The organism is Nocardioides alcanivorans (assembly GCF_021555175.1).
GTDB classification, from domain to species: domain Bacteria; phylum Actinomycetota; class Actinomycetes; order Propionibacteriales; family Nocardioidaceae; genus Nocardioides; species Nocardioides alcanivorans.
In genome coordinates, this window is the sequence record NZ_JAKGRW010000002.1 from 25,311 (window position 1) to 51,012 (window position 25,702).

Genomic DNA, 25,702 nt, shown 5'->3' on the forward strand with positions numbered 1-25,702 from the left:
CGGGCAGAGTCGCTGGAGTGTCGAGTGTGCCGAACAACCAATCTGTCCGCGGCCAGTGGGCAAAGACGCCATAGGACGCCGACCGACGAGAGTGAAGCATCTGTATCAGGTGCTTGAGAGGAGCGTCCTGATGTCTGAAAATGAATGCCAAGAAGCTCGATTTTCCGCCGCGACACACCCTTGCGCACCCGCTTCGTCGCGCGGCGACTGGGCTCCGCTGCCGCAGTTGATGGAACGTCTGCGCGAACAAACCTCCCGACCGCTCGAGCAGGCGACACCTTTGCCTGCGCAGACATACGCGGATCCTGCGTTCTACGAGCTGGAGGTCGACCGAATCCTGCGCAAGGACTGGCACGCGATAGCACGGGTGGAGCAGGTCCCCGGTCGGGGTGACTTCATCACTGTCGACCTCCTCGGCGAGCCGCTGGTCGTGGTGCGCGGCACCGACGAGGCGGTGCGAGTGCTCTCGCGAGTGTGTCGACATCGCTACGCCGATGTGACCGCCGATCGGTCCGGCATGGTGCCAGCCTGCGGGACGATCGAACGGTTCGAGTGCCCGTATCACATGTGGACCTACCGGTTGGACGGTTCACTCCTGAACGCCGTCGACATGCAGCGCCGGTCCGAGTTCGACCCGGCGCTGTACTCGCTGCCCGAGGTTCGCAGTGAGATCTGGCAGGGTTTCATCTTCGTGAACCTGGACGCGGAGACCACGATCCCGCTCGGGATGGAGCCCGTCGATCACTTCCTGGGGCAATATGACCTGTCAGACTGGCGGGTTGTCTCGTCCAAGGACTGGGGTGAACTCGACGCGGGCTGGAAGCCGGTCGTCGAGAACGCGATGGAGTTCTACCACCATCTCGGGGCGCACCAGCACACCTTGGAGGAGATGCTCCCAGGCCTCACCGCGGAAGTCGGGGACGGAGCTGCCGGGGTGCACCTCTACACCTGCCGGATGCCGGTCAGCGCAGCCGCAGCGGAAGGTGAGGAGGATGGACACTTGATCGCGCCGGTGTCATTGCCTCCGGCACCCGGCCTCGACGGCTACCACCGCGGCGGCACCTTGCTTGTGACCCGATTCCCGATGACGGTCTTCGCCGCTCGTGCTGATTGGTCGACCTGGCTCCAAGTCCTGCCTACGTCGGTCGGGACACACCGGTTGATCATGCATCGGCTCGCACACATCAGCAACCTTCCCGAAGGCATCACAGAGGAGCTGGCCGATCTCTCCCAGCAATACATCGATCCGGTCCAGGCGGAGGACTCGGCCGTCAACGGCCGGGTCCAGGCCAACATGTCGTCGGCCTGGGCTACGGGTGGGGTTCTTCACGACCAGGAGTTCCCGGTGCTGCATCTGCAGCGGTACCTCGCCTTCATGCTGAGTCGGGGCAGCGATGGTTGAGACCGCCACCTCGACGTCGGCCATCAAGATGGTGAAGAGCGGGACCTCGGTGGCTAGCTGGTCCGGAGTTGTCGACGGCGTGATCTTGCCCGATCCCAAACGTCTGGAGCAGCTGTCGAGTTACCTCTCTGCGGGGGGATATCGGGCGCTGTCGAGCTCGGGACGACAGCGGGTCCATGGCCAGCTGGCCGATAGCCCGGCCGTCCGCGAGCTCCGGGGCAGAGGTGGTGCCGGCTTCCGCTACTGGGACAAGATCGTGAGCGTCCGCAGTGCGGCGCGACGCACGGGACGGACGCCGGTCGTGGTCGGAAACGGCGCGGAGGGCGAGCCTTTGAGCGTCAAGGACCGCTACCTCATGCGTCACCGTCCTCATCTCGTGCTCGACGGACTGGCGCTGACCGCAGCCGCTGTGGGCGCAGCTGTCGCACATCTCTACGTGGCGGACCCGGTGTCGCGCGAGACCCTCCGGCGTGCGCTCGACGAGGTCGGAACCAGGCTGGGGTTGGATGTCCAGGTCCACGCGGCCCAGGAAACCTACGTCTCGGGTGAGTCGAGTGCTGTGGTGCGCGCCATCACATCAGGCATCGCCAGGCCGACGGCGGGACCCCCACGACCGCATCAGGTCGGTCTCGGTGATGCGCCGACAGTGGTCTCCAACGTGGAGACGCTCGCCCGGGTCGCACGGGCGCTTCTCGAAGATCCACCGCACGGCGACGCGCCCGTCCTGCTGACCCTGACGAGTGCGCTCGCAGCGCCGATCCTTGTTGAGGTGCCCCAGGCGCTCTCGGTCGCCACCGTCCTGAACCGGTTCGGTATCGCTGGCGGATCAACGGCACCAGCTCTTCTCGCGGGCGGGTTCTTCGGTGGTGTCCTGCCACTTTCAGACGACCTGGCCTGCTCGTGGGACTCCTTCGCAGACCATGGTGGTGGTCTCGGATGCTGCTCGCTCTACATCATCCCGGACGCCGCGGAGGTGCCAGGCGTGGTCGCCCAGGTTGCCACCTACTACGCCCGGAACAATGCTGGTCAGTGCCGAGTCTGCATGAACGCCACGAGAGACATCGCCCATCACCTCACCGACTTCGCCCCACCCTCGGGGCGGCTGCGCAACTTGGGAGGGGATCCGGAGCAGGAGCTGACCCGCTGGAGCACGCAGCTCGTTGGGCGGGGGCCTGTGCGGTGCCCGACGGTGTGGCGACGCTGCTCCGCACGGCCATGCAGCACTATCCAGAGCAGCTGCGCAGCCACCTGTCCCGGACCGAGCGGGCGCGCGGCCAGCACCCGGGCAGCCACGCTGAGCCGTGGGCGCCTTCGACGATTCGTCGGCGCGACCTGGTCTCCGTGTCCGCCGTAGAGGTTCCTTGGTCCGTTGATGAGGGCCGGCACGAATCGGGAGGTGCCAGCGCATGAGACCTCATGTCGACCCGACGCGGTGCCGCGGCTACGGGGTCTGCCACGAGATAGCAGATCGGCATTTCGCCACCGACGACTGGGGACTCGCGTGGGCCACCAATGGTCCGTCTTACTCAGCCGACCGCACCGCGGTGGATGCGGCCATCGCGGCGTGCCCGTTCGACGCCATCCGGTGGATCGACACCGCAGACCAGGACCGTAACCGCTCCGACTGAAGTTCTCGAACGTTCGACTTCCTCCCCGGACAACCACTCAAAGACCGACGCGCCCGTACGGGGTCCGTCGAGCAGCACGACGGTCCGCGGCGCTGTGCCGCGGACCAGAAGGAGAGAAGACATGACCGCCATCGAAAGTCCGCCGACGCCCGGTGACCTCCTCGTTCGACATCCGCACCGGACCGGTGCTCGGGAGGTCGCTCAGGCACTCATTGAGAACGGAGTCACCGACCTATTCGGCATTCACGGATACATCAATCCCGTCATCGAGGAGGCAGTGCGCCTCGGCGCCCGGATGTGGCACTTCCGCCATGAGCAGGCTGCAGGCTTCGCTGCAGAGGCCTACGGAAGGATCACCAAGAAGCCGGGCGTGTTCTTCGTCTCCGCGTCTGCTGGAATGGCGAATGCGCTCTCGTCGCTCTCCCAGGGCATCGGGACCAGAAGCCCGATGATCCTGCTCGTCGGACAGCACGGGACCGCCGGCGACCAGCTCGGCATCCTGCAGGAGGGCTACGCCGCCGACTGCTTCGAGACCGTCGCCAAGTGGACTCGGCGGCTCACCGACTGGGAGCTGAATGCTCACTGGGTCCACAAGGCGATCACCGACTCGGTCACCTACCCGGCTGGACCGGTCGTGCTCGAAATCCCGCTCAACAACCAGTGGGCGCACGGTGACGCGGTCCAGCGCAAGTACCTCACCGGGACGGGCGAGACCCCAGTCTTGCCGCAGACCCAGGCCGACCCATCACGCATCGAGGAGGCTGCCGACCTCCTCGCCGGTGCGGAAAGGCCCGTCATCTTGGCGGGCGACGGCGTGTACTGGTCGAACGGCTCGGCTGAGCTCGTCGCGCTCGCGGAATCCCTGAACGCCCCGACCGGCGCGCGGCGGACGGCACGAGGCGCCATCAGTGAAGAGCACCCCCTCGCGCTCGCGTCCGGCTATCGCGGGTCGATGCTGCGTGAGGCCGATGTCGTGCTTGTCGTCGGACTTCGTGCCGGTGAGCTTGAGTCCTGGTTCGAGCCGCCGGACTGGCCAACCGCAGCGAGGACGGCGTACATCCAGGCACAGGACACCGCAGAGGACCTCTGGTGGGGACTCGATGCGAGGGTCAATGTGGTCGGCTCGAGCAAGCTTGTCCTTCAGCAGCTCCTCGAGGCGGTTCGCCGCAGACGCGCGGAGCTCCCCGTGCCGCGGCCAGAATGGACCGGGCGGCTCGAAGCGGCGCGCGCTGCGTTCGACGCCAACCGTCACACGAAGCTCGCCGAGGTGCGTGATCGCAGCCCGATCCACACCTACGAGCTCGCCCAGGCGATCGCTGACGAGGCCGACAGGGACGCGACCATCATCTATGACTCCTACCAGGGCTCCTTGTATCTCACTGACGCAGTCCGGGCCGTGCGACCGAGCCAGGTCCTCGACGCCGGCCCGCGGGTGGCATTGGGCCAGGGCGTGGGGATGGCCTTCGGGGCAGGAGTGGCGCGGCCGGGTGGTCAGGTGGTCAGCCTGATCGGTGATGGCGGCATCGGGCTTGCTGGCATGGACATCGAGACACTCGTGCGCTATGAAATCCCCGCGGTGCTCGTGGTCCTCAACAACAGCTCGTGGGGCGGCAACTCGCTCATGCGGGAGGACATCCAACCGGACATCGGCTCGTGGGACATGACACCAGACCTTCGCTATGACCGTGTGTTTGCGCCCTTCGGGTGCCACGTCGAGCACGTCGAGGATGCTGCTGAGCTCCGTCCCGCCCTCCGAAGGTCGTTCGACTCGGGCAAGGTCGCGGTCGTCAACGTCGTCGCGGACTGCGAGAGCATCGAGGCGTCGGTGCCCTGGCTGCGGTTGAAGATCGGTGAGTTCTACTCCCGCGGCATCGAGGACCTGTCTGACGACCTGGTGCGGCACTTCCGTGTGCTCTCGAAGGTGGAGGCGCTGCGCCTGCACAAGTCGGCTCTGGACAACGGCACCCGGATCCCGATGTCGTTCATGGCCGAGCTCTGCGGCCATGCGGAGGCCGAGCTGCTCGAGCTGGCCACCGCCACGGGTTACCGCTACTGACCCCCAAAACGGTGGGCGCCAGCCACCACGTGGGTGGCGCCCACCACCGGGCCTCTCGCTGGCCCGACAACAGTGAAGGAAACACATGCGTTGCGCAAACATCGGAGGACGATTCGTCATCCTCAACGGGACTGAAAGCATCGACGTCGCCGAGGCGAGCAGCGGCCAGTTTGGTCCGGACCCGCTCGCGGTCCTCGACCGCTGGCAGGAGTTCCTCCAATGGGCCCGCGAGGTGAACCGCGACTCGCGCACCCCGGTCGCCGGACATGCGTTCGGACCACCGATTCCCCATCCCCGGCAGGTGTTCGCGATCGGCCTGAACTACGGTGCGCACGCCGCCGAGGCGAACATCGATCCGCCTGCGGCGCCGGCCGTCTTCACCAAGTTTCCTGCGTCGATCACCGGCCCCGACGCCGTGGTCGCCCTCCCCGCTACCGGCACTGCCGACTGGGAGGTGGAGCTCGTCGTCGTCATCGGCGCGGAGGCGCGCAACGTGAGTGCCGCGGCAGCGTGGAACCACGTCGCTGGCTTCACCGTCGGTCAGGACCTCTCGGAGCGTCAGCGACAGATGGTGGGCCCGGTCCCGCAGTTCAGCCTCGGCAAATCCTACGAGGGCTTCACCCCGATCGGACCAGAGCTCGTCACTCTGGACGAGCTGGAAGACCCGACCGACCTGGCCATCGAGTGCCGCCTCAACGGCGACGTCGTCCAGGTTGGCCGGACGTCGGACCTCATCTTTGATGTCCCCTCGCTCATCGAGCACCTTTCCGCAGTCCTTACCCTGCTTCCCGGCGACCTCATCTTCACGGGAACGCCAGCCGGTGTGGGGGTGGCGCGAACACCCCCTGTCTATCTGCAGCCGGGTGACGTCCTCGTCAGCACCATCGAGGGAATAGGTGAGATCTCGCAGCAATTCAGGCGAGCCTGACATGGTGCCGTGCCGATCTGACGAAACAGTCCATTCTGGCGTCCCGCAGTGTGCAGTCCGACCACTGACGACCGCCGGACAAAGCCCGAGACTTCACGTCATGAAGAACTACTTGTCGTTCACCCCTGTGTCCGGCGACTGGCGCAGGCAATCCAATGCAGGTCGGGGCTGGCTTCCATGAGCGTCCACACCGTCGAGGACGGGATCGAGGCTTACCGCGCGATGGCAGTGTCGCGCGCGATCGAGCAGGAGTGCGTCAAGCTCTCCGGGCTTTGGTATCCGTCGATCGGCGAGGAGGCCGCCATTATCGGGACCTTCTCCAGCGCCGCGCCCGGGGACGTGTTGTACCCGCACTACCGCGGTTCGTTGGTTGTGCAATGGATGCGCGGACGGCCGCTCGAAGACATCTTCAGAGTGATGCTCCACCGCGATGGAGCAGCCACCAAGGGTCGGCACGCCGCCCCGTTTGACGGGCATGCAGCCGGCCAGGTCATGCCGTTCGCGAGCATCATGCTCGGCCCGAACATCGCTATGGCAGCCGGTGCGGCATGGGCCCTGACCCAGCGTGGCCAGGAGGAGATCGCGATTTGCGCCTTCGGTGACGGGACCGCCGGCACAGGGGACTTCCACGAGACCCTGAACATGGCGGCTGGTCTCGCGCTGCCGGTGGTCTTCGTCTGTCAGAACAACCAGTTCTCGATCTCGACGCCGGCCTCGGCTGCGCTGTCCGGCACCTCCGTCGCCGACTGGGCCGCAGGCTATGGCATCCCGAGCGTGAAGGTTGACGGCAACGATCTCGTGTCAGTCGCTGATGCTGTCGGGCAGGCAGTTGACCACACAAGGTCTGAACGATCGCCGTCCTTCGTCGAGCTCAGCACCTACCGGCGCACTGGCCACTTCGCGGCCGACCCCGCGCGCTACCGCGAGAGGAGCGATCTCGAGCGCGCCGAAGCGGCGGACCCGATCGTCCGGTTCGCCGAGCATCTGACGGCCAAGCACGGCGTCGACGCGGACCGGATCGCCGGCATCGACCGCGGCGCCGCCGAGCTCGTGGCAGAGGCACTGGACACGGCGAAGCGGGATCGTGAGCTGACCGCAGCTGACCTCGACCTGACAGGGGTGTACGACCGATGAGCATGGCCAACGATCACGCCGTCCGCGAAGCCGGGGAGAGCTCACCACAGACGATCCGGGAGGCAGTGATCGCCGCGATCGCTGCTGAGATGCGGACCGATTCCTCGGTCGTCCTCCTTGGGCAGGACATCGGTGCGTTCGGCGGACCGCTGCAGTGCACCGCCGGTCTCCTCGACCAGTTCGGCGGGGACCGGCTGGTGGAGACGCCCATCTGTGAGTCGTCGATGATGTCGATGGCAGTGGGTGGTGCGGTCTCGGGATTGCGCCCGGTGGTCGACCTGATGTTCTCGGACATGCTGCCCCTCGTGGCGGTGCCATTGATCCAGACGGCGGCTAGCCTGCGTTACCTGACGGACGGCGCGGTGGAGGTGCCGCTCGTGGTGCGGACCCGGGGCGGAGACGGCCCGTACCGGTCCCACCCGCAAAACTACGAGGCGATCTTCGCCCACTCACCCGGGCTGACGATCGTCGAGCCCAGCAATCCGCGTGACGCGCACGGTCTGATGCGTAGTGCCATCCGGAGCAACGACCCAGTTATCTTCATCGAGAACATCTTTTTGTACAACGCCGTGCGCGAGGTCGTGCCGCTCGATGAACACCTGGTGGAACTCGGCCGCGGCGCCATCGTCCACACGGGTGACGACGTCACCGTCGTCACCTATGGGCGGTCGGTCCGGAGCGCGGTGCAAGCCGCCGAGATGCTGGCCCAGGACGGAGTTGGCGTCGAGGTGATCGACCTGCGCACGCTCCACCCCTGGGACGAGCAGTTGGTGACCGATTCGGTACGGCGGACCGGACGGCTCGTAGTCGCCCACGAGGCCTGGGAGGTCGGCGGACTCGGAGCCGAGATCGTCGCCAGGGTCACTGCCGAGTGCTTTTCTGAGCTGCGCCGCCAGCCGGCCCGGGTGGGCGCGCCGGCCATCCCCATCCCGTGGGCGCCCGGGCTTCGGGACGCGACGTTGCCCACGGCGGACCGGATTCTGGAGGCCGTTTGTGAGGTGATGAGGGGATGAGTCCCACCTCGGACCACTGGCCTTCGCACGAGATCCGGGAGCGGCTGCGCCCGATCCAGCAGATCACGGCCGAGCGCCTGCAGGTCGGCTGGCAGACGACCGTGCCCGCCACCCTGATGACCGAGGTAGATGCCCGAGGTCTCCTGTCGCGGCGCGCCCACCTTGCCGAGAAGGGTGTTCGCCCCGGCCTGACCGCGATCATCGCCACGAGGCTGGCCTCGGTGCTGGCTCGCCATCCCGCCGTGAACTGCCGTATCGATGGTGAGGACCGAGTGTCCTGGCCCGGCGTCAATCTCGGGATGGCGATCGCCGGCGCCGGGACGGACCTGGTCGTCGGAGTCGTCCGCGATGCCGACCGCTGTGACGAGAACGAAGTCAGTGCGCGGATATCTGACCTGCGGGACAGAGCCGAGCGCCGCAAGCTGCGGCCGGAGGACACCCGGGGAGCAGTCGTGACGCTGTCGAGCGTCGGCATGATGATCTCGGGTGTATTCGGCACTCCGGTCGTCCCGCCGGACCAGACAGCCGTGGTCCTGGTGTCGGGGATGGTTGACCGACCCGTCGTCGAGGGTGCCGAGCTCGTCGTGGCGCCCGTGCTGCCGATCAGCGTCACGGTGGATCACCGTGTCGTCAACGGCGCCGCCATGTCGGCGTTCCTGAACGACTTCTGCACCGAGCTGGGTGCAACCCGCGAGAAGGGAGATTGAAGATGCGTATGGAAGTCGAGGTCCCGGACCTGGGCGATGGTGTCACGGACTGCTTCGTCGTCGAGTGGCTCAAGAAGACGGGGGACTGGATCGACGAGGGCGACGCACTGGTCGAGGTGATGACCGACAAGTCGAACGTCGAGATTCCGGCCCCGGCCGCCGGCACCGTCACGGAGATTCTGGTCGACGCGGACAGCAGGGTGAAGGTCGGGCAGCCGATCGCCGTCCTGGAACGTGCCTGACCAATGGACAGAGTGCACTGAACGGAATACCCGCATGGGGTTCGTGACCGATGTGCAGCCAGGCGCAAGTTGGTTGGCTGGCGTCACACAAGGAGGATTCATGAAAGAAGTGACGATCGACAACATCGACGACTTCGCGGCCGGGGCAGCGGTCCTGGGCGCGGGCGGTGGGGCGGATCCGTATGTCCCCATGCTGATGGTCAAGGATGCGTTGCGCAGGCACGGCCCGGTTCGGGTGGTGGATCCGGCGGAGCTGCCTGACGACGGGCTGGTGATTCCGGTCGGGGCAGGGGTGCGCCGACCGCCCTCATTGAGAAGTTCTTCGAAGGCTCCGAATGGAGTGTCGCCGTGCGGACGCTGGAGAAGTACCTTGGCCGCACCGCGGTGGCGCTCATGGCCGTCGAGCTCGGGGGTGGGAACGCGGTCATGCCGGTGGCGGCAGCGGCCGAGCTGGGCCTGCCCGTCATCGACGCCGACGGGATGCGTCGCTGCTTCCCGAAGGTGGAGATGACCCTGTGGACTCTGGAAGGTGTGCCCGCATCGCCGGGTGTCCTGGCCGACACCAAGGGCAACGTGGTGCTCATCGAGGGCGTGAACAACGTCGAGGTGGAGCGGATCACCCGCGCCTCGCTCGTCCAGATGGGCATGATGGGCGTCGCAGCGATGTATCCGATGTCGGTCCAACGAGTCCGCGAGACCTCGATTCACGGCTCGCTCACCTACTGCTATGAGATCGGGAAGCGGCTGCGCGCAGCCGGCTCCGGCGCGGCGAGCGGATACGCCGATCTCCTCGACTTCTGCCACGGCGAGATCGTGTTCACGGGCAAGGTGATCGACCTCGAGCGGCGAACTGAGGGCGGCTGGAACCTTGGCACGATGACCTTGGAGAGCCTGGAGAACCCGGACCGGATCATGCGCATCGACTTCCAGAACGAGAATCTCGTCGCACTGGACGACGGACGTCCCGTCGTCACCAGCCCAGACCTGATCACGACGCTCGACGTCGAGACCGCCCAGGCGGTTCTCACCGAGGGACTTGCCTACGGACAGCGGCTGCATGTGTTGGCGACGCCGGCACATGAACGGTGGCTGACGCCCGAGGCGCTCGCGCTGGTCGGCCCTCGGGCCTTTGGATACGACCTGGACTACGTCCACTTCTTTGAGGGAGTCAAGGCATGAAGACGCTACGGATCGGCATCGACGTCGGCGGGACGAACACCGATGTGGCCGTCGTCGACCAGGACGGAACCGTCCTCGCCTGGCACAAGGCGCCCACCTCATCCGACGTCTTCGAGGGGATCAGGGGCGCCTTGGCGGGCGTGCTCGCCCAGATCGACAGCTCCAAGGTAGGACAGGTCATGCTCGGCACCACGCATCCCGTGAACGCGATCATCCGGCGATCTGGTCTCGGCCGGGTCGGACTCCTCCGCATCGGCGCTCCGGCAACTCTGGCGATCCAGCCGTTCGCGGAATGGCCGGACGCGCTGGTCGAGGTCGTACGCGGCCCGGTCGAGGTGATCCGGGGAGGCCACGAGGTCGACGGGCGGGAGTTCGTGGACCTCGACACCGATGCCGTGCAGCGGTTCGCGGCGCGCTGCCGCGACGTCGACGGTGTCGCGGTGGTCGGTCTGAACTCGCCGATCAATCCTGATCACGAGCAGAAGGCCGTCGCCATCATCCGTGAAATCCTCGGCGAGGACGTCATGATCTCGGCCGGACATGAGGTCAGCGGCTTGGGTCTTTTGGAGCGCGAGAACTCCGCGATCCTGAACAGCGCCCTCGCCGACGTCGCGCGCACTGTGCGCGACGGTCTCACCGCTGCTTTGTCCGAATACGGGATCACGGCGGAGATGTACTTCACCCAGAACGACGGGACCTTGCTGACGGCGGACGAGGCTGTACGCCGTCCGGTGATGACCATCGGATCCGGACCCACCAACTCGATGCGTGGAGCAGCCCACCTCTCCGGTGTCGAGAATGCCATCGTCATGGATGTCGGGGGCACGTCAACTGACGTGGGGCTCCTCGTCGAAGGCTTTCCCCGTGAGTCAGCGCTGGCCGTCGAGGTCGGCGGCGTTCGCACCAACTATCGGATGGCGGACCTGATCTCGGTCGGCATCGGTGGAGGCACGATCGTCGGCTCCACGAGCCCGCCTGAGATCGGACCGGACAGCGTCGGCTACCGGATCACCGAAGACGCCCTTGTCTTCGGTGGCAGCACGCTCACACTCAGCGACATCAGTGTGGCCGCTGGGCGTGCCAAGTTCGGGGACCCATCCCGGGTGGACGTCACGGACAACGCTGTGCACGAGACACTGCGTCACGTCGGCGAACAACTCGGCGTCCTCGCTGATCGGATCAAGACCTCCCGAGGAGAGCTGCCCCTGATCGCCGTCGGAGGAGGAGCACACCTCGTTCCTGACGAGATGCCGGGCGTTTCCAAGGTGGTCCGCCACGACCTCGCCCCTGTCGCGAATGCGGTGGGCGCTGCCATCGCAGAAGCCTCGGGAGCGATTGAGCGGGTGTACTCCTATGACGACCACGGCCGGGAAAAGTGCCTGGCCGAGGCGCGGCAGGCAGCGACCGCTGAAGCTGTTCGTGCAGGTGCTGACCCGAACCAGGTGCGCATCACCCGGATCTCCGAGATCCCGATGAGCTACGTCCCTGGCGGCAGTGTCCGTGTCGAGGTCAAGGCGGTCGGACAGCTGCTCCGGACGGACGCAGCACGTTGACGGCGTACCGGATCGAAGCCGATCTGCTGATTCAGGGCCGGGGGAGCCGATCACTGACGGTGTCGTCGTCCTCGACGGTCCGTCGATTGTCTTCGCTGGGCCGATGGGCGACGCGCCGCCGACGCCAGGCGCGACCGTCGTCGTGGCGCCTGTCGTGATGCCGGGCCTCTGGGACTGTCACACTCACCTCACCGGCCTGACCGGGATCGAAAGCAGCCAGTTCGCCTTCACCGACCTCGCCCTCCGGGGCGCACGGGCGGTGCCCGACCTGCGTGCCGCTCTCGATGCCGGCGTGACATCGGTCCGCGAGCTCGGCGGACTCGGCATCGTTCTCGCGAAGGCGGTCGAAGAGGGTGTGATCGAGGGCCCCGCGATCTACGCCGCGGGTGCCTGGCTGAGTCCGACGGGGGACACGCGGACCTGCACGAGATGCCGCTCGAGTGGGTGCACGAGCTCGCTTCTCGCGCAGGCGAGTTGCGTCCGTGCAATGGCACAGCTGACGTCGCAGCAGCGACGCGCGAGCAACTGCGACGCAACGCCAAGGTGATCAAGGTCTGCGCGTCGGGGGGCGTGTTTTCGGAGGTCGACCACCCGATGCATCAGCAGTTCACGAATGCCGAACTGAGCATGATCGTCGAGATCGCAGGCATGGCGGAGCGCTCGGTTGCCGCGCACTGTCACGGGAAGGCAGGCATCATGGCCGCCCTGGAGGCAGGCGTCCGAACGATTGAGCACGGCACCTACCTCGACGAGGAATGCGTCGTCGCCATGCGCGAGGCCGATGCCATCTTGGTCCCGACCCGAAGCGTCATCGACGCGCTCCGTGATCTACCCCTGCCTGCGTTCGCGCAGCGGAAGGGAGCGGCCGTCGCCGCGCAGCACGAGGACGCGGTCCGGCTGGCGATCGAAGGCGGAGTGCAGATCGCGGCCGGGAGTGACGTGGTCTTCAACGTCTCCGCTGGGGGACTGTCCTGGGGCTGCCACGGTCGGGAAGTCGGCCTCCTCGGGGACGCCGGACTGTCGCCGCTCGCGGCCATCGAGGCGGCGACGGCGAACGGACCCCTCACACTCGGCGCGCAGGCTCCTCGCAGCGGCGTCCTTGCGGTCGGTTACGACGCGGACGTCATCACCCTCGACGCTGACCCGTTAGCGAATCTCCGGGTCCTTGCCGGTCCTGAGCACGTCACCAATGTTTGGCGGGCGGGCCAACAGTGGAAGGGAGCCGACGCGGGACGTTCGACACCGGACCTCGTTGGCGCGCAGCGGGGATCGGCATGAAGACGCCCGTCAGGCCGCCGACCATGAAGTATCCGGTCCCTTTGAGCCCCGGAGTCATGGCCAACGGCTTCCTCTTCGTGTCGGGCTTCGGGCCCCAGGATCCCACGACGGGAGGGGTGCCGGATGGGATCGAGGAGCAGACGCGCGCGACACTCGCCAACCTGACCCTGGTGCTGGCCGAGGCAGGACTGGACCTCAGTGACGTCGTGAAGGTCACCGTCCATCTGCGGAACCTGGAGGGGGACTTCGTGGCATACAACGACGCCTACTCCGCCGTAATGCCGGCGCCGTACCCGTCACGCATCACGGTCGGCTCCGACCTGATCATGGGCATCTTGGTCGAGATGGATGCGATTGCGGTCCTTCGCACCTGACCACGAGTCCTGAGAACCACGCGCGCGGTGACCTGATTCGCGGGATACTCGACAGACAGTGCCGAAGACAGGGGTGAGCAGATGGCAGTCGTGCTGAGCCAACTCCTGGCGCTGGGACATCTCGGCCGCTACGCGGTGATCGCCGGGGAGGGGGCCTGGAGTCGAAAGTAGCGGGGGTGCGGCCCGGCGAGAGCGTCGCCACGCTCGGCTCCGTTCCTGTCGGTAGCCTGGTCGTCTTCACTCGCGAGCAACTGGCTCTGGACAGTCCGACCGCCGACCTCGCGGTCCGCTTCGCGGTCGCTGCAGCCGCGGCCGGGATCGTCGCGGAGACACCGGTTCACGACGTGGCTCTGTCGACGATTCGACTGGCCGACCGCCACCAGCTGCCCATCATCACGGTCGACAGGATCGACCAGAGCGCCGTCGTCCACGCGCTGGACGCCGACGTGCGTGCGCCCGAGGTCGTCGGGTCCAGCCTCGTCGCCGGCGTACTCGAACGTCTCGAACGCAGAGGCGGGGACGCACCGACCGTGCTGGGCGCGCTGCGCGAGGTCCTTTCCACTCACGTAGGACTCCTCGACGGTTCTGGTCGAGTCATTGAGGGGGATGACCTGTTCGTCGACCTCCGCGTGAGTGAAGAGTCGCTCTCTGTCGTCCCCGAAGCGCTTCTGAGAGCGCTGTCCGCGTCACATCCCGCGGCCCAGAGCATCGATTTGAGCACGAACGGCTTCCTTGTGCTGCATCCCGTGGTCGTCCCGCCACGAACCCGTGCAGAACTGTGGTTCGGGATCTACGTCCCCACCAGTGCCGGTCTGCTTCGGAACACAGTGCGGCAGGCGTTGTCCATCGGAGTGTGGGCATTCACGGCTCATCTGGCGACGAGGTCGTTGGCGACAGAGCGGGAAAGCCGGCATCGGGCGATGCTGCTCTCGGAGATCCTCGAGCATCCGGATTCGATATCCAGACGGACCGCGGAACGAGCTGTCCTACTCGGCTGGCCGCTGTTCGGGTGGCACTCAGTCGTCCACATCTCGCTCGCGAACGGTGACCCGGCCGACGCGTCGCCCGGTCTGGGCCGCGACCTCGAGGCAGCGCTGCTGGAAGTTGGTGTCGACGCGTCCCTCGTCGACCGGCCGGACGGCTGGGTGTGCTGGCTCACGAGTGAAGTCGCTCCAGAAGCGGCGGACACGAAGGCGCTGGCCGGCAAGGTGCGGCAGGCCCTGCTGGCCATCGAGTCGGAGCACGAGGGCACCCGGCTGTGCGCCGGCATCGGTGCCCCCGCGCAGGGGCCGGACGGTCTCGCCAAATCACTGCGAGAGGCCCGGCGGTCAGGTCTGCTGGCGGCGTCGCGCGAGACCATGGCGGCCGTCGAGCGGACCGACCGTGTGGGGCTGAGCAGGGTGCTCTTCGCGTGGTACTCGTACCGGCCGGCCCGTGACCTTGCGATGTCAGTGCTGCAGCCGCTGCGTGAGGCTGATCCTTCCGGCCAACTGGTGCGCACCCTAGGGTGCTACCTGGACTATGAGTCTTCAGCGACCGACACGGCCGCAGTGCTCGGTGTGCATCGCAACACGATCGTGCAACGACTGAGCCGGATTCGATCGATCCTCGGCATCGACCTGACGGATCCGATCGACAGGCTGGCTGCCCATCTCGCAACCCGTGCCGAGCAACTCACGGACCAGGACGGATCTGCCTGAGCTTGTCGTTTGACGACAACCTGAGCCTGGGACCTCCGATTCCTGCCGTTGGCGTAGCTGGGGACTCTCGCGGTGCGGGGACGCGTCCGATCGCACGAATGTCACATCGCACATCTGAACGGCTCTGCGATGTGACATTCGGCGGCTGCAGGCATCCGCGAGCGGTGCTTGACTCCGTTCACTTCAACTGCTCTTCGCCTCGACCAGGGAGTTCTCATGGCCACACGATTGTCCGTTGCAGCAATCGGTGCTGCAGCAGTCCTCACCGCGGCGACGTTGTCGGCGTGCAGCGGCACCACGTCAACGGCAGGGACGGATCGTTCGATCTCCTGCACCCCGACCGACCCGACGGTCGACAGCTCGGGTCCGCTGGCGGGGAAGACCATCACCTACGTCGGTGGCGTGCCGGGGGTGGTTCTTCTCGACGGCATCGCCCAGGGGCTCGCGACATCGCTCAACGAGCTCGGCGCCAACGTGGTCGGTGTCTACCAGTTGAACGCCCAGAACAAGTTTGATCTCGGTGCAGCCAATCAGCGGATGCGCGAGGCGATCGCGCAGAAGGTCGACGCGATCGTGCTCTTCCCGCTCGACGCAAACTCGGTGCGCCTGGGGATCGAGGAGGCCAAGGCGGCAGGCATCCCCGTCTTTGTCTTCCAGGACATCGACGGGGTCGAGGCGACCGGAAAAGTGGCCTTCCCAGACGAGGAGCGAGGCCGCGAAGTTGCTGAGGCGTTCGCGAAGGTTGTCGGCGGCGGCGAGGCGGCGATCATCTCTGGGCCGCCGAGCGACAACGTCGATGACGCCGTCAAGGGCACAGAAAGGGGGCTCGAGGCCGGCGGAATGACCATCGTCGGCGATGCCGACAACCAGCGGAACATGACCGCTGACGCCGCCAACGCGCAGAAGATCGCTCAGGGCATCCTCGCGAAGAACCCGGATCTCGACGGCCTGGTGGTCTTCAACGCCGAGTCGGCTACCGGAGCCATCGCCGCGGCCAAGCAGGCGGGTGTCGCCGACCACCTGAAGATCGCGACCCTGGCCGGCGAGGACATCAACATGGCCCAGGTGGAGGATGGACAGATCAGCATGGCCTTCGACTTCAACGGCATCGCCATCGGGCAGACGATGGCTGCTGAACTGATCGCGCCCTACCTCGAAACCGGTTCCGTGCAACAGAGCACGGTCAAGGCGCCGCTGGGCGAGCTGTACACCTCCGAGAACGTGGAGGACTTCACGTCGTGGTGTGAGCGGATCCAGTACGTCAATCTCCCGTCGACGTACTGAGCTCGATGTCGTGGCGCGCTTGCTCGTGAACCGAGAATCCGCTCATCAGGCACCCGAGGACGGTGCCGATCTCCGGCCGCACGCCTTGCGGGTCGATGCTCTCACCAAGCTCTACGGCGAGACGAGAGCCCTTGACTCCGTCAGCGCGACTTTCGTCGAGGGACAAGTCACTGCTGTCGTCGGCGCGAACGGATCTGGCAAGAGCACGTTGCTCAAGGTCCTCAGCGGAAGTCTGTCGCCGACCGCCGGGCAGGTGAGCGGTCCGGGCGACCGGCCTATCGGATCGATCCGGCAGGCACACGATCTGGGGGTCGTCCTCGTGCCGCAGGAGCCGACGTTGGCGCCGCATCTCAAGGTGTGGCAGAACATCACGCTCACTCATCCTGAGCGGCGATTCGGCCCGTTTCGACACGACCGCCGCGCGAAGGAGAGTGCTGCGGAGCACATTGCCGGGCTTCTGCCTGTCGATGTCCTCGAACGAACGACGGGCGAGCTCAACAAGTCGACACGTCAGCTCGTCCAGTTGGCGGCAGCGATGGCCGCCGGCCCAAAGGTGCTGCTTCTCGACGAGCCGACGGCCGTGCTCGACGAGGACGGAGTCGGTGCCCTTCACGCCTTGGTCCGGCGCTTCGTCGCCAAGGGCGGGACGGTGCTGGTCGTCTCCCATCGGCTCCGGGACGTGCTGGCACTGGCTGACGAGGCCGTCCTGCTGCGGAACGGTCGTGTCGACCTGGCGATGCCGATCGATGAGAGCACCGAGGCGAGCATCATGAGGTTGTTGTCTGCCGAGGAACACGCGACTCGCGCGCCGCGCGACTCGTCGGAAGCTGAGGTGGTGCTGGTCGCACGTGAACTCAGCGGCTGGCGAGGCCTCGAGATCGCCGACCTCAAGGTCCACGCAGGGGAGATCGTCGGGATTGCGGGCCAGAGCGGGAGCGGCCGTTCGCGCCTCGCGGCGGTGCTGGCAGGCCGCTATCCCGCCCGGGGGCAGTCACGGTGGGTGGCAGGCGAGTGCGGCTCGGTCGCTTGCGCTCGGCTCGCGCATCGGGGATTACCTTCATTCCTGAGGATCGCTATGCGTCGGGGATCATGGCCAACCAGTCCGTTGAGCACAACATCCTGCTCGGTCGCAAGGACGGGTCGATCGCCCGGGGTCCGTTTCGGAGGCGTGCGCTCGAGCGCCGGGAGGCCCAGTCGCTGGTCGACGTGTACGACGTGCGCCCCGCAGACATCATGAGGCCGACAGGTCTCCTGTCGGGTGGCAACCAGCAGAAGGTCGTGGTCGCGCGAGCGCTTGCAGGCTCACCGAAGGTCATCATCGCGGACGAGCCGACGCAGGGGGTCGATGCCGAGGCACGAGCTGCAATCCATCGTTCCTTGTTCCGGGCCACCGCGGAAGGAACCTCTGTGGTGGCGGTCTGCAGCGACTTCGACGAGTTGTTCGAGATCGCCGACCGGATCGTGGTCCTGTGCAACGGCCGCGTCGTCCTCGACCGTCCCCGCAACTCGATCACTCCCGAGCAGCTCATGGCCGCTTCGCTCGGCATCCACGATGAGGCCGAGGCACCGCCCGAGACCGGCTTTCGCACCAAGAAGGGACACCTCTGATGACCATCACCACCAGGGACGGCGCAGGACGGGCCGAAACCCCCATCCAGTCGGTCCCGAGGATCGCACCCGCCGTTCGGCAGCAACTGGTCTTCGGGGCTGTCGTGCTGGCGCTCTTCCTCGGCTCGATGCCGTTTCTGCCACAGATGCGCGACCCGAACTACCTGAGCCTGCAGCTCGCCACCTACGCAGCGGTCTTCATCATGGCCCTGGGGCAAACGGTCGTGGTCCTGCAGGTCGGCTTCGACGTCTCGATCGGCGCATTGCAGGGACTGACCGGAGCACTGGTGTTCGTGCTGATCCAAAGGCAGGTCAGCGACCCAGCTCTGATCGTCGGCTGCCTCGTCCTGACCTTCGTCTTCGGTGCCTTCGTGAACGGGCTGTTGATCACCAAGCTCAAGATCAACTTCATCATCGTCACCTTGGCCATGTTCACCATCCTGCCGAGCATCTCCCAAATTCTGCTGTCCGGAACCAGCCAGCCGATCTACAGCCCCGCGCTCGACTGGATGGCAAACGGCACCGTCCTGGGCGTTCGAACCCCGATCCTGCTGGCCGCCGCCGTGATGGCACTGTTGTGGATCCTGCTGAACACCACCGTGTTCGGACGACAGGTGTACGCGACCGGCAGCAATCGGGAGGCAGCGCGCCTGGCGGGCGTACCGGTGGACGCCATCACGATGGCCTGCTACGGCATCTGCGCCCTGTGCGCGGGACTTGCCGGCCTCATGCTCGTGGGGAGCATCGGTGCAGCCGACCCGGCGTCCGGCCTGGGCAACGAGTTCTTCGCGCTGACCGCCGTTCTCCTCGGCGGCACGCGCATCTCCGGCGGGCAAGGGGGCTGGCAGGCACCCTGCTGGGGATGCTCTTCCTCGTCATCGTCGGCAACATCCTGCTGCTCAGTGGGGTTGCGCAGTTCTGGATCGGTGCCATTCAGGGGACCGTTCTTCTAATCGCTGTGGGAATTGACCGTGCGCGCAGGGACGGCTGAGGTGCGAGAGGCGCGGACGTTCAGGTGACCACCGCGATCCAGCGCCCATCAGCACGCCGCCAGCGGTCGGGGACGAGTCCATCGAGTCAGTTGCGGGCACGGCGACTCTTCGGCGGGTCCGGGGCAGCGGGTGTGGAGCGCCCCCACCCGGCGTCTTCGGTGATCTTGTTGAGCAGCGGCTGCACCCGGAACGCGACAGGCGTCGAGACCGAGAACGTCGACGTCGTCTTCCGGACGCCGTCGATGGCGACGACCGATGCCGTCAGCTCCTGCAGGGCTTCGAGGGAGGCGATGGCGACTTGGACGAGGATGTCCTCGCGACCGGCCTGGATCCGGACCTCGATGACCTCGGGCAGCCGCGCGAGGCCCTGGACGATCGGCCCGAGCAGGCGCTGGTCGAGCTCCACGCTCACGAGCGCTTGCACAGGCATGCCGATGGCGGCCAGGTCGATGATCGGTCGGAAGCCCTGCAAGATCCCAGCCTCCATCAGGCGGGTCAGTCTCAGCTGCACGGTGTTGCGGCTGACGCTAAGGGTCGTCGCCATCTCCGCGACGCCGGCGCGAGCGTCTTCGGTGAGCAGCCTCAGGATCTGGGCGTCGAGCCGGTCGATAATTGCCACGATGACAACCTCCTCTGATTTACGTTCGCCAACATTCGATCATTCTGCACAGTTGAGCGCGCATCTGTTGACCTGAGTGCGCTGAAGACCTCATTATAAGTGAGCGAAACGTCCAGCGAGATCCGCGGGGCCTTCGAAGTTTATTGGGCCACAAGCCCTACCGATAAAGGAAGCAGGCGTTGCCATGAGCACCCACGTCCCAGACCTGTCGTCCGCACCCTTCGCCGTCTTCAGCCGAAGCGACGAGTTGCGCGACTCCGCCCACGAGCAGGTCCTCTTCTGCCACGACCGGCGCACCGGACTACGCGCCATCATCGCGCTCCACGACACGACCTTGGGTCCCGGGCTGGGTGGCACTCGCTACTTCCCCTACGCCTCCGAGGCGGCGGCCCTCACCGACGTGTTGCGACTGTCGGAAGGCATGACATACAAGGCCGCCGCAGCGAACATGCCGTTGGGCGGAGCCAAGGCCGTGATCATCGGCGAGGCCGGTGAAGCGGCGAGCGAGGCGCTGCTGGAGGCGTACGGCCGCTTCGTCGAGGGTTTGGGCGGTCGCTACTACACTGCGGCCGATGTCGGCACCACCGCGATGGACCTCGACGTCATCGGTCGCACCAGCAAGTACGTCGTCGGCCGAACCCAAGCCGCCGGGGGATCCGGGGACAGCGGATACTCGACGGCTCTCGGTGTCTTCTCGGCCCTCGAAGCCGCAGCGTCTCTCACCTGGGGAAACAACGGTGTCGCCGACAAGCGGGTCGGGGTCGAAGGAGTCGGAAAGGTTGGCCGGCACCTGGTCGACCTTCTCCTCGACGCAGGCGCTCGGGCCGTCGTGTCGGACCCGAACCCCAAGGCCCTCGACAGGCTGGAGGGCAAGGATGCCGCGCTGACGGTGGTCTCGTCGGTCCTGGGTGAAGAGCTCGATGTGTACGCGCCCTGTGCGCTGGGCGCCAGCCTCACCCCGGAGTCCGTCGCTTCCCTCAGTGCCCGGGTGGTGTGCGGCGCGGCGAACAACCAACTGCTGCACAGCGGGATCGCCGAGCTGCTCCGCCGGCGCTCGATCCAGTGGGTCCCGGACTACATCGCCAATGCTGGTGGGCTGATCCAGGTCGGCAGCGAGCTCACAGTGGCTTCGCGGGCCGAGGTGGAGGCCAAAGTGCGGGGCATCCAGGAGACGACCCGCGAAGTCCTTCACCACGCGGTGGACCACGACGTCACGACCTACGAGGCAGCACGCCAAGTGGTCAACCAGCGCCTGGTCGCTGGGCGGGCAGATCGATGACGACGACTCTCACCAGCACTGTTGTCGACGGCGCCGACATGGTGCTCACGGCTCTCCAGCGCAGCCCCGACCCGATCGAGCCGTTCCAGATCATCGATGAGAACGGCGACCTGACACCTGCGGGCGAGCGCCTCCCGATCGATCTCGGCCTCGTGCAACAGCTGTACGTCGACATGGTGCTGGCCCGTCGGCTCGACCGGGAAGCACTCGCCCTCCAACGGCAGGGCGAGCTGCACCTGTGGCTGATGAGCTGGGGACAGGAGGCGGCCCAGGTCGGTTCCGTGCGGGCACTGCGTGATTCGGACGCGATCTTCCCGAGCTACCGCGAGCACGCCGTCGCGCTGTGCCGACGAATCTCACCGGGCGACATCCTGCGGCAGTGGCGGGGCGTCGCGCACTCGGGGTGGGATCCTGCGGAGTCGAACGTCCACATCTACTCGCTCGTTCTCGGCACCCAGACCCTGCACGCCACAGGCTACGCGACGGGGATCCGGATGGACCGCTCCGACGAGGTCGTGCTGACGTACGTCGGTGACGGGGCCACTAGTCAGGGCGACGTCAACGAGGCGTTCAACTGGGCCGCAGCCGGAAACCTCCCAGTCGTCTTCTTCTGTCAGAACAATCAATGGGCCATCTCCACACCGACCAGCACTCAGATGCGTACACCCCTGCATGTCCGCGCAGCCGGTTTCGGGCTGAACGGCTATCACGTCGATGGGAACGACGTACTCGCCGTGCATACGGTGACGCGGGAGGCCGTCGCCCGTGTGCGTGCCGGCGGACCGCCAACGCTGATCGAAGCGCAGACCTACCGACTCGCGGGGCACTCCAGCTCCGATGACCCGAAGCGCTATCGCACCGATGACGAGCTGGCTGTGTGGCAGGCGAAGGACCCCGTCACACGCGTCGAGTCCTTCCTGCGCAAATCCGGCGTCGCCGCATCCTACTTCGATGACCTCACGGCCCGCGAGAACGCGTTCGCCGAGGCAGTCCGCGAGCAGTGCAAGGCACTGGGCGGCGAAGGTCTTGGCGCTGTCTTCGACCAGGCCTATGCGGAGCCGCATCCGGTGATGGCGACCGAAAAGGCCTTGCTCCACAGCCGCTCCAGCTCGGTGGCCTGACATGACGACTCCTCACTCCTTGGGCGCGGCGATCAACGCTGGCCTGCACGCAGCCATGGCCCACGACGAGAAGGTCGTGGTGATGGGTCAGGACATCGCCACACTCGGTGGTGTCTTCCGGGTCACCGACGGTCTGTTGGCCAAGTTCGGCCGCGAACGAGTCGTCGACACGCCCTTGGCCGAGTCGGGGATCGTCGGGACGGCGATCGGCCTGGCGCTGCGCGGATATCGGCCGGTCTGCGAGATCCAGTTCGACGGGTTCGTCTATCCGGCATTCGACCAGATTGTGAGCCAACTGGCGAAGATGCGCGCCCGTTCCCAGGGCCGACTCACGCTGCCTGTCGTGATCCGCATCCCCGCCGGTGGCGGGATCGGTGCTGTCGAGCACCACTCGGAGTCGAACGAGGCCTACTTCGCGCACACCGCGGGCCTGCGTGTCGTGTCGTGCTCGAGCCCCGACGACGCCTTCCACATGATCCAGCAGGCCATTGCGTGTGACGACCCGGTGATCTTCTACGAGCCCAAGCGCCGCTACTGGGACAAGGGCGACGTGTACGACGCGCCGGCGCGGTCGCTCCACGAGGCTGCGGTGCTGCGTGAGGGTGCTGACTGCACCCTGGTCACTCACGGCCCGACGGTGGCGACCGCGCTGGCCGCTTCTGATGCCGCCCTCGAGGACGGCTTTGAGGTCGGTGTCGTCGACCTGCGATCGATCTCACCGCTCGACCTGCCGACATTGCGCAAGGTCGCCGCGACGTCGCACCGTGTCGTCGTCGTGCACGAGGCGTCGACCCTGTTCGGGATCGGGGCGGAGATAGCGGCGTCCATCACCGAGGATTGCTTCTACGACCTCGAGGCGCCGGTCCTGCGAGTCGGCGCCTACAACCTGCCTTATCCACCCGCTCAGTTGGAGAGCGAGTTCCTGCCCGACGTCGACCGCGTGCTCGAAGCGGTCGAGTCAAGCCTGCGATTCTGAGAGAGGAGACGTCCGTGTTCGAGTTCAAGCTGCCCGATGTCGGTGAGGGCCTCACTGAGGCCGACATCCTCGAGTGGCACGTCGCCGTCGGCGACGTGGTCGAGGTGAACAAGACGCTGGTGGAGATCGAGACGGCGAAGTCAGTGGTGGAGCTTCCTTCTCCGACCGCCGGAACGATCAGCGCTCTGCACGCCGAGGTCGGCCAGACGGTTCCGGTCGGCACCGTCATCGTCGCCATCGACGATCGCCGTGAGAGGCTCCGCGTCCCCGCGACGCCTCTCTCCGAAGAGGACGACGGCGGCTACGAGGGCGAGGAGGGCAAGCCCGTCATCCTCGTCGGCACTGGACCGGCGCCGACTGTTGCCCGCACCCGCCGTCTGACCCCGCGTAGCCCCACCATCAACCGGCCCGCCGCCCACCCGCGTCAGGATGCTGCAAGGCCACCGGTGGACGTGGTCCGCGCGAAGCCGCCCGTGCGACTCCTGGCCCGTCAGCTCGGAGTGGACCTCGCGACACTGCGGCCCTCCGACGGCTCTGTCCTGTCACGTGCGGACGTCGAGGAAGCCGCGCGCCGGGGGCGGTGACCTCGGCCTCTGCTTCTGCTGGCGCCGCGGCGGCGGCCCCGAGCGTTCGCGAGACACGGACCCCCATCAAGGGCGTGCGCAAAGCGACCGCTGCCGCGATGACCGCGTCGGCCTTCACCGCGCCGCACGTCACCGAGTTCCTCACCGTCGACGTCACACCCACCATGGCCCTCCTCGCACGGCTCAAGGGCGACCGGACCTGGGACGGCGTACGCCTGACCCCGCTGGTGCTCGTCGCCCGTGCGCTCCTGCTGGCCGTGCGCCGGTATCCGGGAATCAACGCGCGATGGGACGAGGCCGCCCAGGAGATCGTCGAGGCCCATTACGTGAACCTCGGCCTCGCGGCCGCCACACCGCGCGGACTGATCGTGCCGAACATCAAGGACGCCGACGCGCTCGACCTGCGGGGTCTCGCCGACCAGATCGAAGAGCTCGTCACCACGGCTCGCGCTGGCAAGGCCTCTCCCGAGCAGACCACACACGGCACCATCACGATTACCAACATCGGTGCCCTCGGCGTCGATACCGGTACGCCGATCCTCAACCCCGGCGAGGCGGCCATTCTTGCCTTCGGCAACGTTCGTGACATGCCGTGGGTCGTCGACGGTCGGCTCGCGGTCCGAAAGGTCACCCAGCTCGCCCTCTCCTTCGATCACCGCCTTGTCGATGGAGAACTCGGCTCCAACGTGCTTTCCACTGTCGGTCGCCTGCTGGCCGACCCCGGCGAAGCGTTCGCGCTCGCATGAGTCTGCGCGGCGTCGTCGACGCAGACGAAATGGTCGCTGGGCTCGTGGTCTTCACGGTCTACGCGCGTAGCGATCTGGGCGTGTGCTCGCGCGTCCTGCAGGTTCTCGCACTTCGGCAGGCCAGGGTCGAGTGCTTCGTTGCAGACTGCACCACGTTCGACCACACCTTGGTCCGCGGTCTCACCGATGTCTCAGGCGACGTTATGCGACTCTCAGTGGTGGTCTCGATCGATGGCGATAGCGAGCTGGACCAGCTGACCAAGTACCTCAACCGTGTGGTCGACGTCTACAAGGTAGAGCATGACTTCCGCATCTGAGGATGAGGCGACGCTGAGTGTCCGCCCCGGGCCGCGCAAGCTCCTCCGCCTCGAAGTCCGAAACTCCGAGACCCCGGTAGAGCGCAAGGCGGAGTGGATCAAGACCCGGGCCAAGATGGGTCCGGAGTACAAGGCGCTGCAGAGCCTGGTGAAGTCCGAAGGGCTCCACACGGTGTGCCAGGAGGCCGGCTGTCCCAACATCTTCGAGTGCTGGGAGGACCGGGAGGCCACCTTCCTCATCGGTGGCGATCACTGCACCCGCCGTTGCGACTTCTGCCAGATCGACACAGGCAAGCCGCAGCCCCTGGATCGTGATGAGCCGCGCCGGGTCGCGGAGTCGGTGCAGTCGATGGAGTTGAGGTACGCCACCATCACCGGTGTAGCGCGCGACGACCTGCCTGACGGTGGCGCGTGGCTGTACGCCGAGACGGTGCGCGCGATCCACCAGCTCAACCCCGGAACCGGCGTGGAGAACCTGATCCCCGACTTCAACGGGCGCCCCGAGTTGTTGGCCGAGGTCTTCGAGTCGCGACCCGAGGTGCTCGCCCACAACGTCGAGACTGTGCCGCGGATCTTCAAGCGGATCCGGCCGGCGTTTCGCTACGAGCGCTCGCTCGACGTGCTGACCCGGGCGCGTGCGTTCGGGCTGGTCACTAAGTCGAACCTGATCCTGGGGATGGGCGAGACTCGCGAAGAGATCTCCCAGGCCCTGCGCGACCTGCACGAGGCGGGTTGTGAGCTGGTCACGGTCACCCAGTACCTGCGCCCCTCGCCCCGGCACCATCCGGTAGAGCGGTGGGTGAAGCCGGAGGAGTTCGTCGAGCTGGCGGCCGAGGCCGAGGAGATCGGGTTCTCGGGCGTGCTCTCGGGACCGCTGGTGCGTTCGTCGTACCGAGCCGGTCGCCTGTATGACCAAGCCTTCCAGGCCCGTCAGGCCAAGATGCACCACCACCATGAGCCCGAGAAAGGCGCACAAATGACG

Annotated in this window: 24 protein-coding genes and 4 pseudogenes; 27 read left to right on the forward strand and 1 reads right to left on the reverse strand. The window is 66.6% G+C overall.

Annotation, left to right across the window (positions count from 1 at the left end):
• The first annotated feature begins 280 nt into the window (after positions 1-280).
• The 20 genes and pseudogenes from L1066_RS00265 to L1066_RS00350 all read left to right on the forward strand — a co-directional run bounded on the left by L1066_RS00265 (position 281) and on the right by L1066_RS00350 (position 19,039).
• Positions 281-1,402: an aromatic ring-hydroxylating oxygenase subunit alpha gene (locus tag L1066_RS00265; RefSeq protein ID WP_235734378.1), complete on the forward strand. Its 1,122-nt coding sequence runs from the start codon at positions 281-283 to the stop codon at positions 1,400-1,402.
• A complete protein-coding gene (locus L1066_RS00270; RefSeq protein ID WP_235734379.1) occupies positions 1,395-2,756 on the forward strand; it encodes a hypothetical protein in 1,362 nt (453 codons plus the stop codon). Before L1066_RS00265 ends, L1066_RS00270 begins: the two co-directional genes overlap by 8 nt.
• A gap of 52 nt (positions 2,757-2,808) precedes the next feature.
• Complete coding sequence (locus L1066_RS28255) at positions 2,809-3,030, forward strand: ferredoxin (RefSeq protein ID WP_376707622.1); 222 nt, start codon at positions 2,809-2,811, stop codon at positions 3,028-3,030.
• A 121-nt stretch (positions 3,031-3,151) separates the two neighbouring features.
• Positions 3,152-5,086, forward strand: coding sequence for a thiamine pyrophosphate-binding protein (locus L1066_RS00275; protein WP_235734380.1), 1,935 nt, complete (start codon positions 3,152-3,154; stop codon positions 5,084-5,086).
• An 85-nt stretch (positions 5,087-5,171) separates the two neighbouring features.
• The gene (locus tag L1066_RS00280; RefSeq protein WP_235734381.1) at positions 5,172-6,014 is read left to right on the forward strand and encodes a fumarylacetoacetate hydrolase family protein; all 843 of its coding nucleotides are present in this window, start codon (positions 5,172-5,174) and stop codon (positions 6,012-6,014) included.
• A gap of 177 nt (positions 6,015-6,191) precedes the next feature.
• A complete protein-coding gene (locus tag L1066_RS00285) occupies positions 6,192-7,148 on the forward strand; it encodes a thiamine pyrophosphate-dependent dehydrogenase E1 component subunit alpha (protein WP_235734382.1) in 957 nt (318 codons plus the stop codon).
• A 2-nt stretch (positions 7,149-7,150) separates the two neighbouring features.
• Complete coding sequence (locus L1066_RS00290) at positions 7,151-8,161, forward strand: alpha-ketoacid dehydrogenase subunit beta (RefSeq protein WP_235734383.1); 1,011 nt, start codon at positions 7,151-7,153, stop codon at positions 8,159-8,161.
• Complete coding sequence (locus L1066_RS00295) at positions 8,158-8,868, forward strand: 2-oxo acid dehydrogenase subunit E2 (RefSeq protein ID WP_235734384.1); 711 nt, start codon at positions 8,158-8,160, stop codon at positions 8,866-8,868. Before L1066_RS00290 ends, L1066_RS00295 begins: the two co-directional genes overlap by 4 nt.
• 2 nt (positions 8,869-8,870) lie before the next feature.
• Positions 8,871-9,110: a biotin/lipoyl-containing protein gene (locus tag L1066_RS00300; RefSeq protein ID WP_235734385.1), complete on the forward strand. Its 240-nt coding sequence runs from the start codon at positions 8,871-8,873 to the stop codon at positions 9,108-9,110.
• 100 nt (positions 9,111-9,210) lie between these two features.
• Positions 9,211-9,384 (forward strand): annotated as a pseudogene (locus L1066_RS28260) (S-methyl thiohydantoin desulfurase domain-containing protein); the annotation flags it as partial.
• 26 nt (positions 9,385-9,410) lie between these two features.
• A pseudogene (locus L1066_RS28265) lies at positions 9,411-9,686 on the forward strand (S-methyl thiohydantoin desulfurase domain-containing protein); the annotation flags it as partial.
• Entirely contained in the window at positions 9,687-10,289 is a 603-nt protein-coding gene (locus L1066_RS00305) for an S-methyl thiohydantoin desulfurase family protein (protein WP_376707624.1), read from the forward strand.
• Positions 10,286-11,842 carry a hydantoinase/oxoprolinase N-terminal domain-containing protein gene (locus L1066_RS00310; RefSeq protein WP_235734386.1) on the forward strand — a complete coding sequence of 519 codons (1,557 nt, stop codon included), beginning with the start codon at positions 10,286-10,288 and terminating at the stop codon, positions 11,840-11,842. The genes L1066_RS00305 and L1066_RS00310 overlap by 4 nt, the downstream gene beginning before the upstream one ends.
• 103 nt (positions 11,843-11,945) lie before the next feature.
• Complete coding sequence (locus tag L1066_RS00315) at positions 11,946-12,389, forward strand: amidohydrolase family protein (RefSeq protein ID WP_235734585.1); 444 nt, start codon at positions 11,946-11,948, stop codon at positions 12,387-12,389.
• Positions 12,272-13,120, forward strand: a complete 849-nt coding sequence (locus L1066_RS00320; protein ID WP_235734387.1) for an amidohydrolase family protein — start codon at positions 12,272-12,274, stop codon at positions 13,118-13,120. Before L1066_RS00315 ends, L1066_RS00320 begins: the two co-directional genes overlap by 118 nt.
• Positions 13,117-13,494 (forward strand): RidA family protein, encoded by a 378-nt coding sequence (locus L1066_RS00325; protein WP_235734388.1) that lies wholly within the window; start codon positions 13,117-13,119, stop codon positions 13,492-13,494. The genes L1066_RS00320 and L1066_RS00325 overlap by 4 nt, the downstream gene beginning before the upstream one ends.
• Before the next feature lie 176 nt (positions 13,495-13,670).
• Positions 13,671-15,194, forward strand: a complete 1,524-nt coding sequence (locus tag L1066_RS27330; RefSeq protein WP_235734389.1) for a PucR family transcriptional regulator — start codon at positions 13,671-13,673, stop codon at positions 15,192-15,194.
• A 216-nt stretch (positions 15,195-15,410) separates the two neighbouring features.
• Entirely contained in the window at positions 15,411-16,478 is a 1,068-nt protein-coding gene (locus L1066_RS00335; RefSeq protein WP_235734390.1) for a sugar ABC transporter substrate-binding protein, read from the forward strand.
• Between the two features lie 25 nt (positions 16,479-16,503).
• Positions 16,504-18,086 (forward strand): annotated as a pseudogene (locus L1066_RS28270) (ATP-binding cassette domain-containing protein).
• On the forward strand, positions 18,086-19,039 hold the full coding sequence (locus L1066_RS00350) for an ABC transporter permease (protein ID WP_235734392.1): 954 nt from the start codon (positions 18,086-18,088) through the stop codon (positions 19,037-19,039). The pseudogene L1066_RS28270 and the gene L1066_RS00350 overlap by 1 nt, the downstream one beginning before the upstream one ends.
• 124 nt (positions 19,040-19,163) lie before the next feature.
• On the opposite strand, the gene L1066_RS27335 is transcribed toward L1066_RS00350, so the two are convergent.
• Positions 19,164-19,697, reverse strand: coding sequence for an Lrp/AsnC family transcriptional regulator (locus L1066_RS27335; protein ID WP_235734393.1), 534 nt, complete (start codon positions 19,695-19,697; stop codon positions 19,164-19,166).
• Positions 19,698-19,881: 184 nt separating this feature from the next.
• Between L1066_RS27335 and L1066_RS00360 the strand changes: the two genes are divergently transcribed.
• The 7 genes and pseudogenes from L1066_RS00360 to lipA all read left to right on the forward strand — a co-directional run.
• Positions 19,882-20,976: a Glu/Leu/Phe/Val dehydrogenase dimerization domain-containing protein gene (locus tag L1066_RS00360; protein ID WP_235734394.1), complete on the forward strand. Its 1,095-nt coding sequence runs from the start codon at positions 19,882-19,884 to the stop codon at positions 20,974-20,976.
• Positions 20,973-22,097: a thiamine pyrophosphate-dependent enzyme gene (locus L1066_RS00365; RefSeq protein ID WP_235734395.1), complete on the forward strand. Its 1,125-nt coding sequence runs from the start codon at positions 20,973-20,975 to the stop codon at positions 22,095-22,097. The genes L1066_RS00360 and L1066_RS00365 overlap by 4 nt, the downstream gene beginning before the upstream one ends.
• A gap of 1 nt (position 22,098) precedes the next feature.
• Positions 22,099-23,073 (forward strand): alpha-ketoacid dehydrogenase subunit beta, encoded by a 975-nt coding sequence (locus L1066_RS00370; RefSeq protein ID WP_235734396.1) that lies wholly within the window; start codon positions 22,099-22,101, stop codon positions 23,071-23,073.
• Positions 23,074-23,087: 14 nt separating this feature from the next.
• On the forward strand, positions 23,088-23,657 hold the full coding sequence (locus L1066_RS27340) for a biotin/lipoyl-containing protein (protein ID WP_312006626.1): 570 nt from the start codon (positions 23,088-23,090) through the stop codon (positions 23,655-23,657).
• A gap of 74 nt (positions 23,658-23,731) precedes the next feature.
• The gene (locus L1066_RS27345) at positions 23,732-24,403 is read left to right on the forward strand and encodes a 2-oxo acid dehydrogenase subunit E2 (protein ID WP_312006628.1); all 672 of its coding nucleotides are present in this window, start codon (positions 23,732-23,734) and stop codon (positions 24,401-24,403) included.
• The gene (locus L1066_RS00380; RefSeq protein WP_235734397.1) at positions 24,400-24,720 is read left to right on the forward strand and encodes a hypothetical protein; all 321 of its coding nucleotides are present in this window, start codon (positions 24,400-24,402) and stop codon (positions 24,718-24,720) included. Before L1066_RS27345 ends, L1066_RS00380 begins: the two co-directional genes overlap by 4 nt.
• Before the next feature lie 13 nt (positions 24,721-24,733).
• Positions 24,734-25,651, forward strand: a pseudogene (gene lipA / locus L1066_RS00385) (lipoyl synthase); the annotation flags it as partial.
• Between the last annotated feature and the right edge of the window lie 51 nt (positions 25,652-25,702).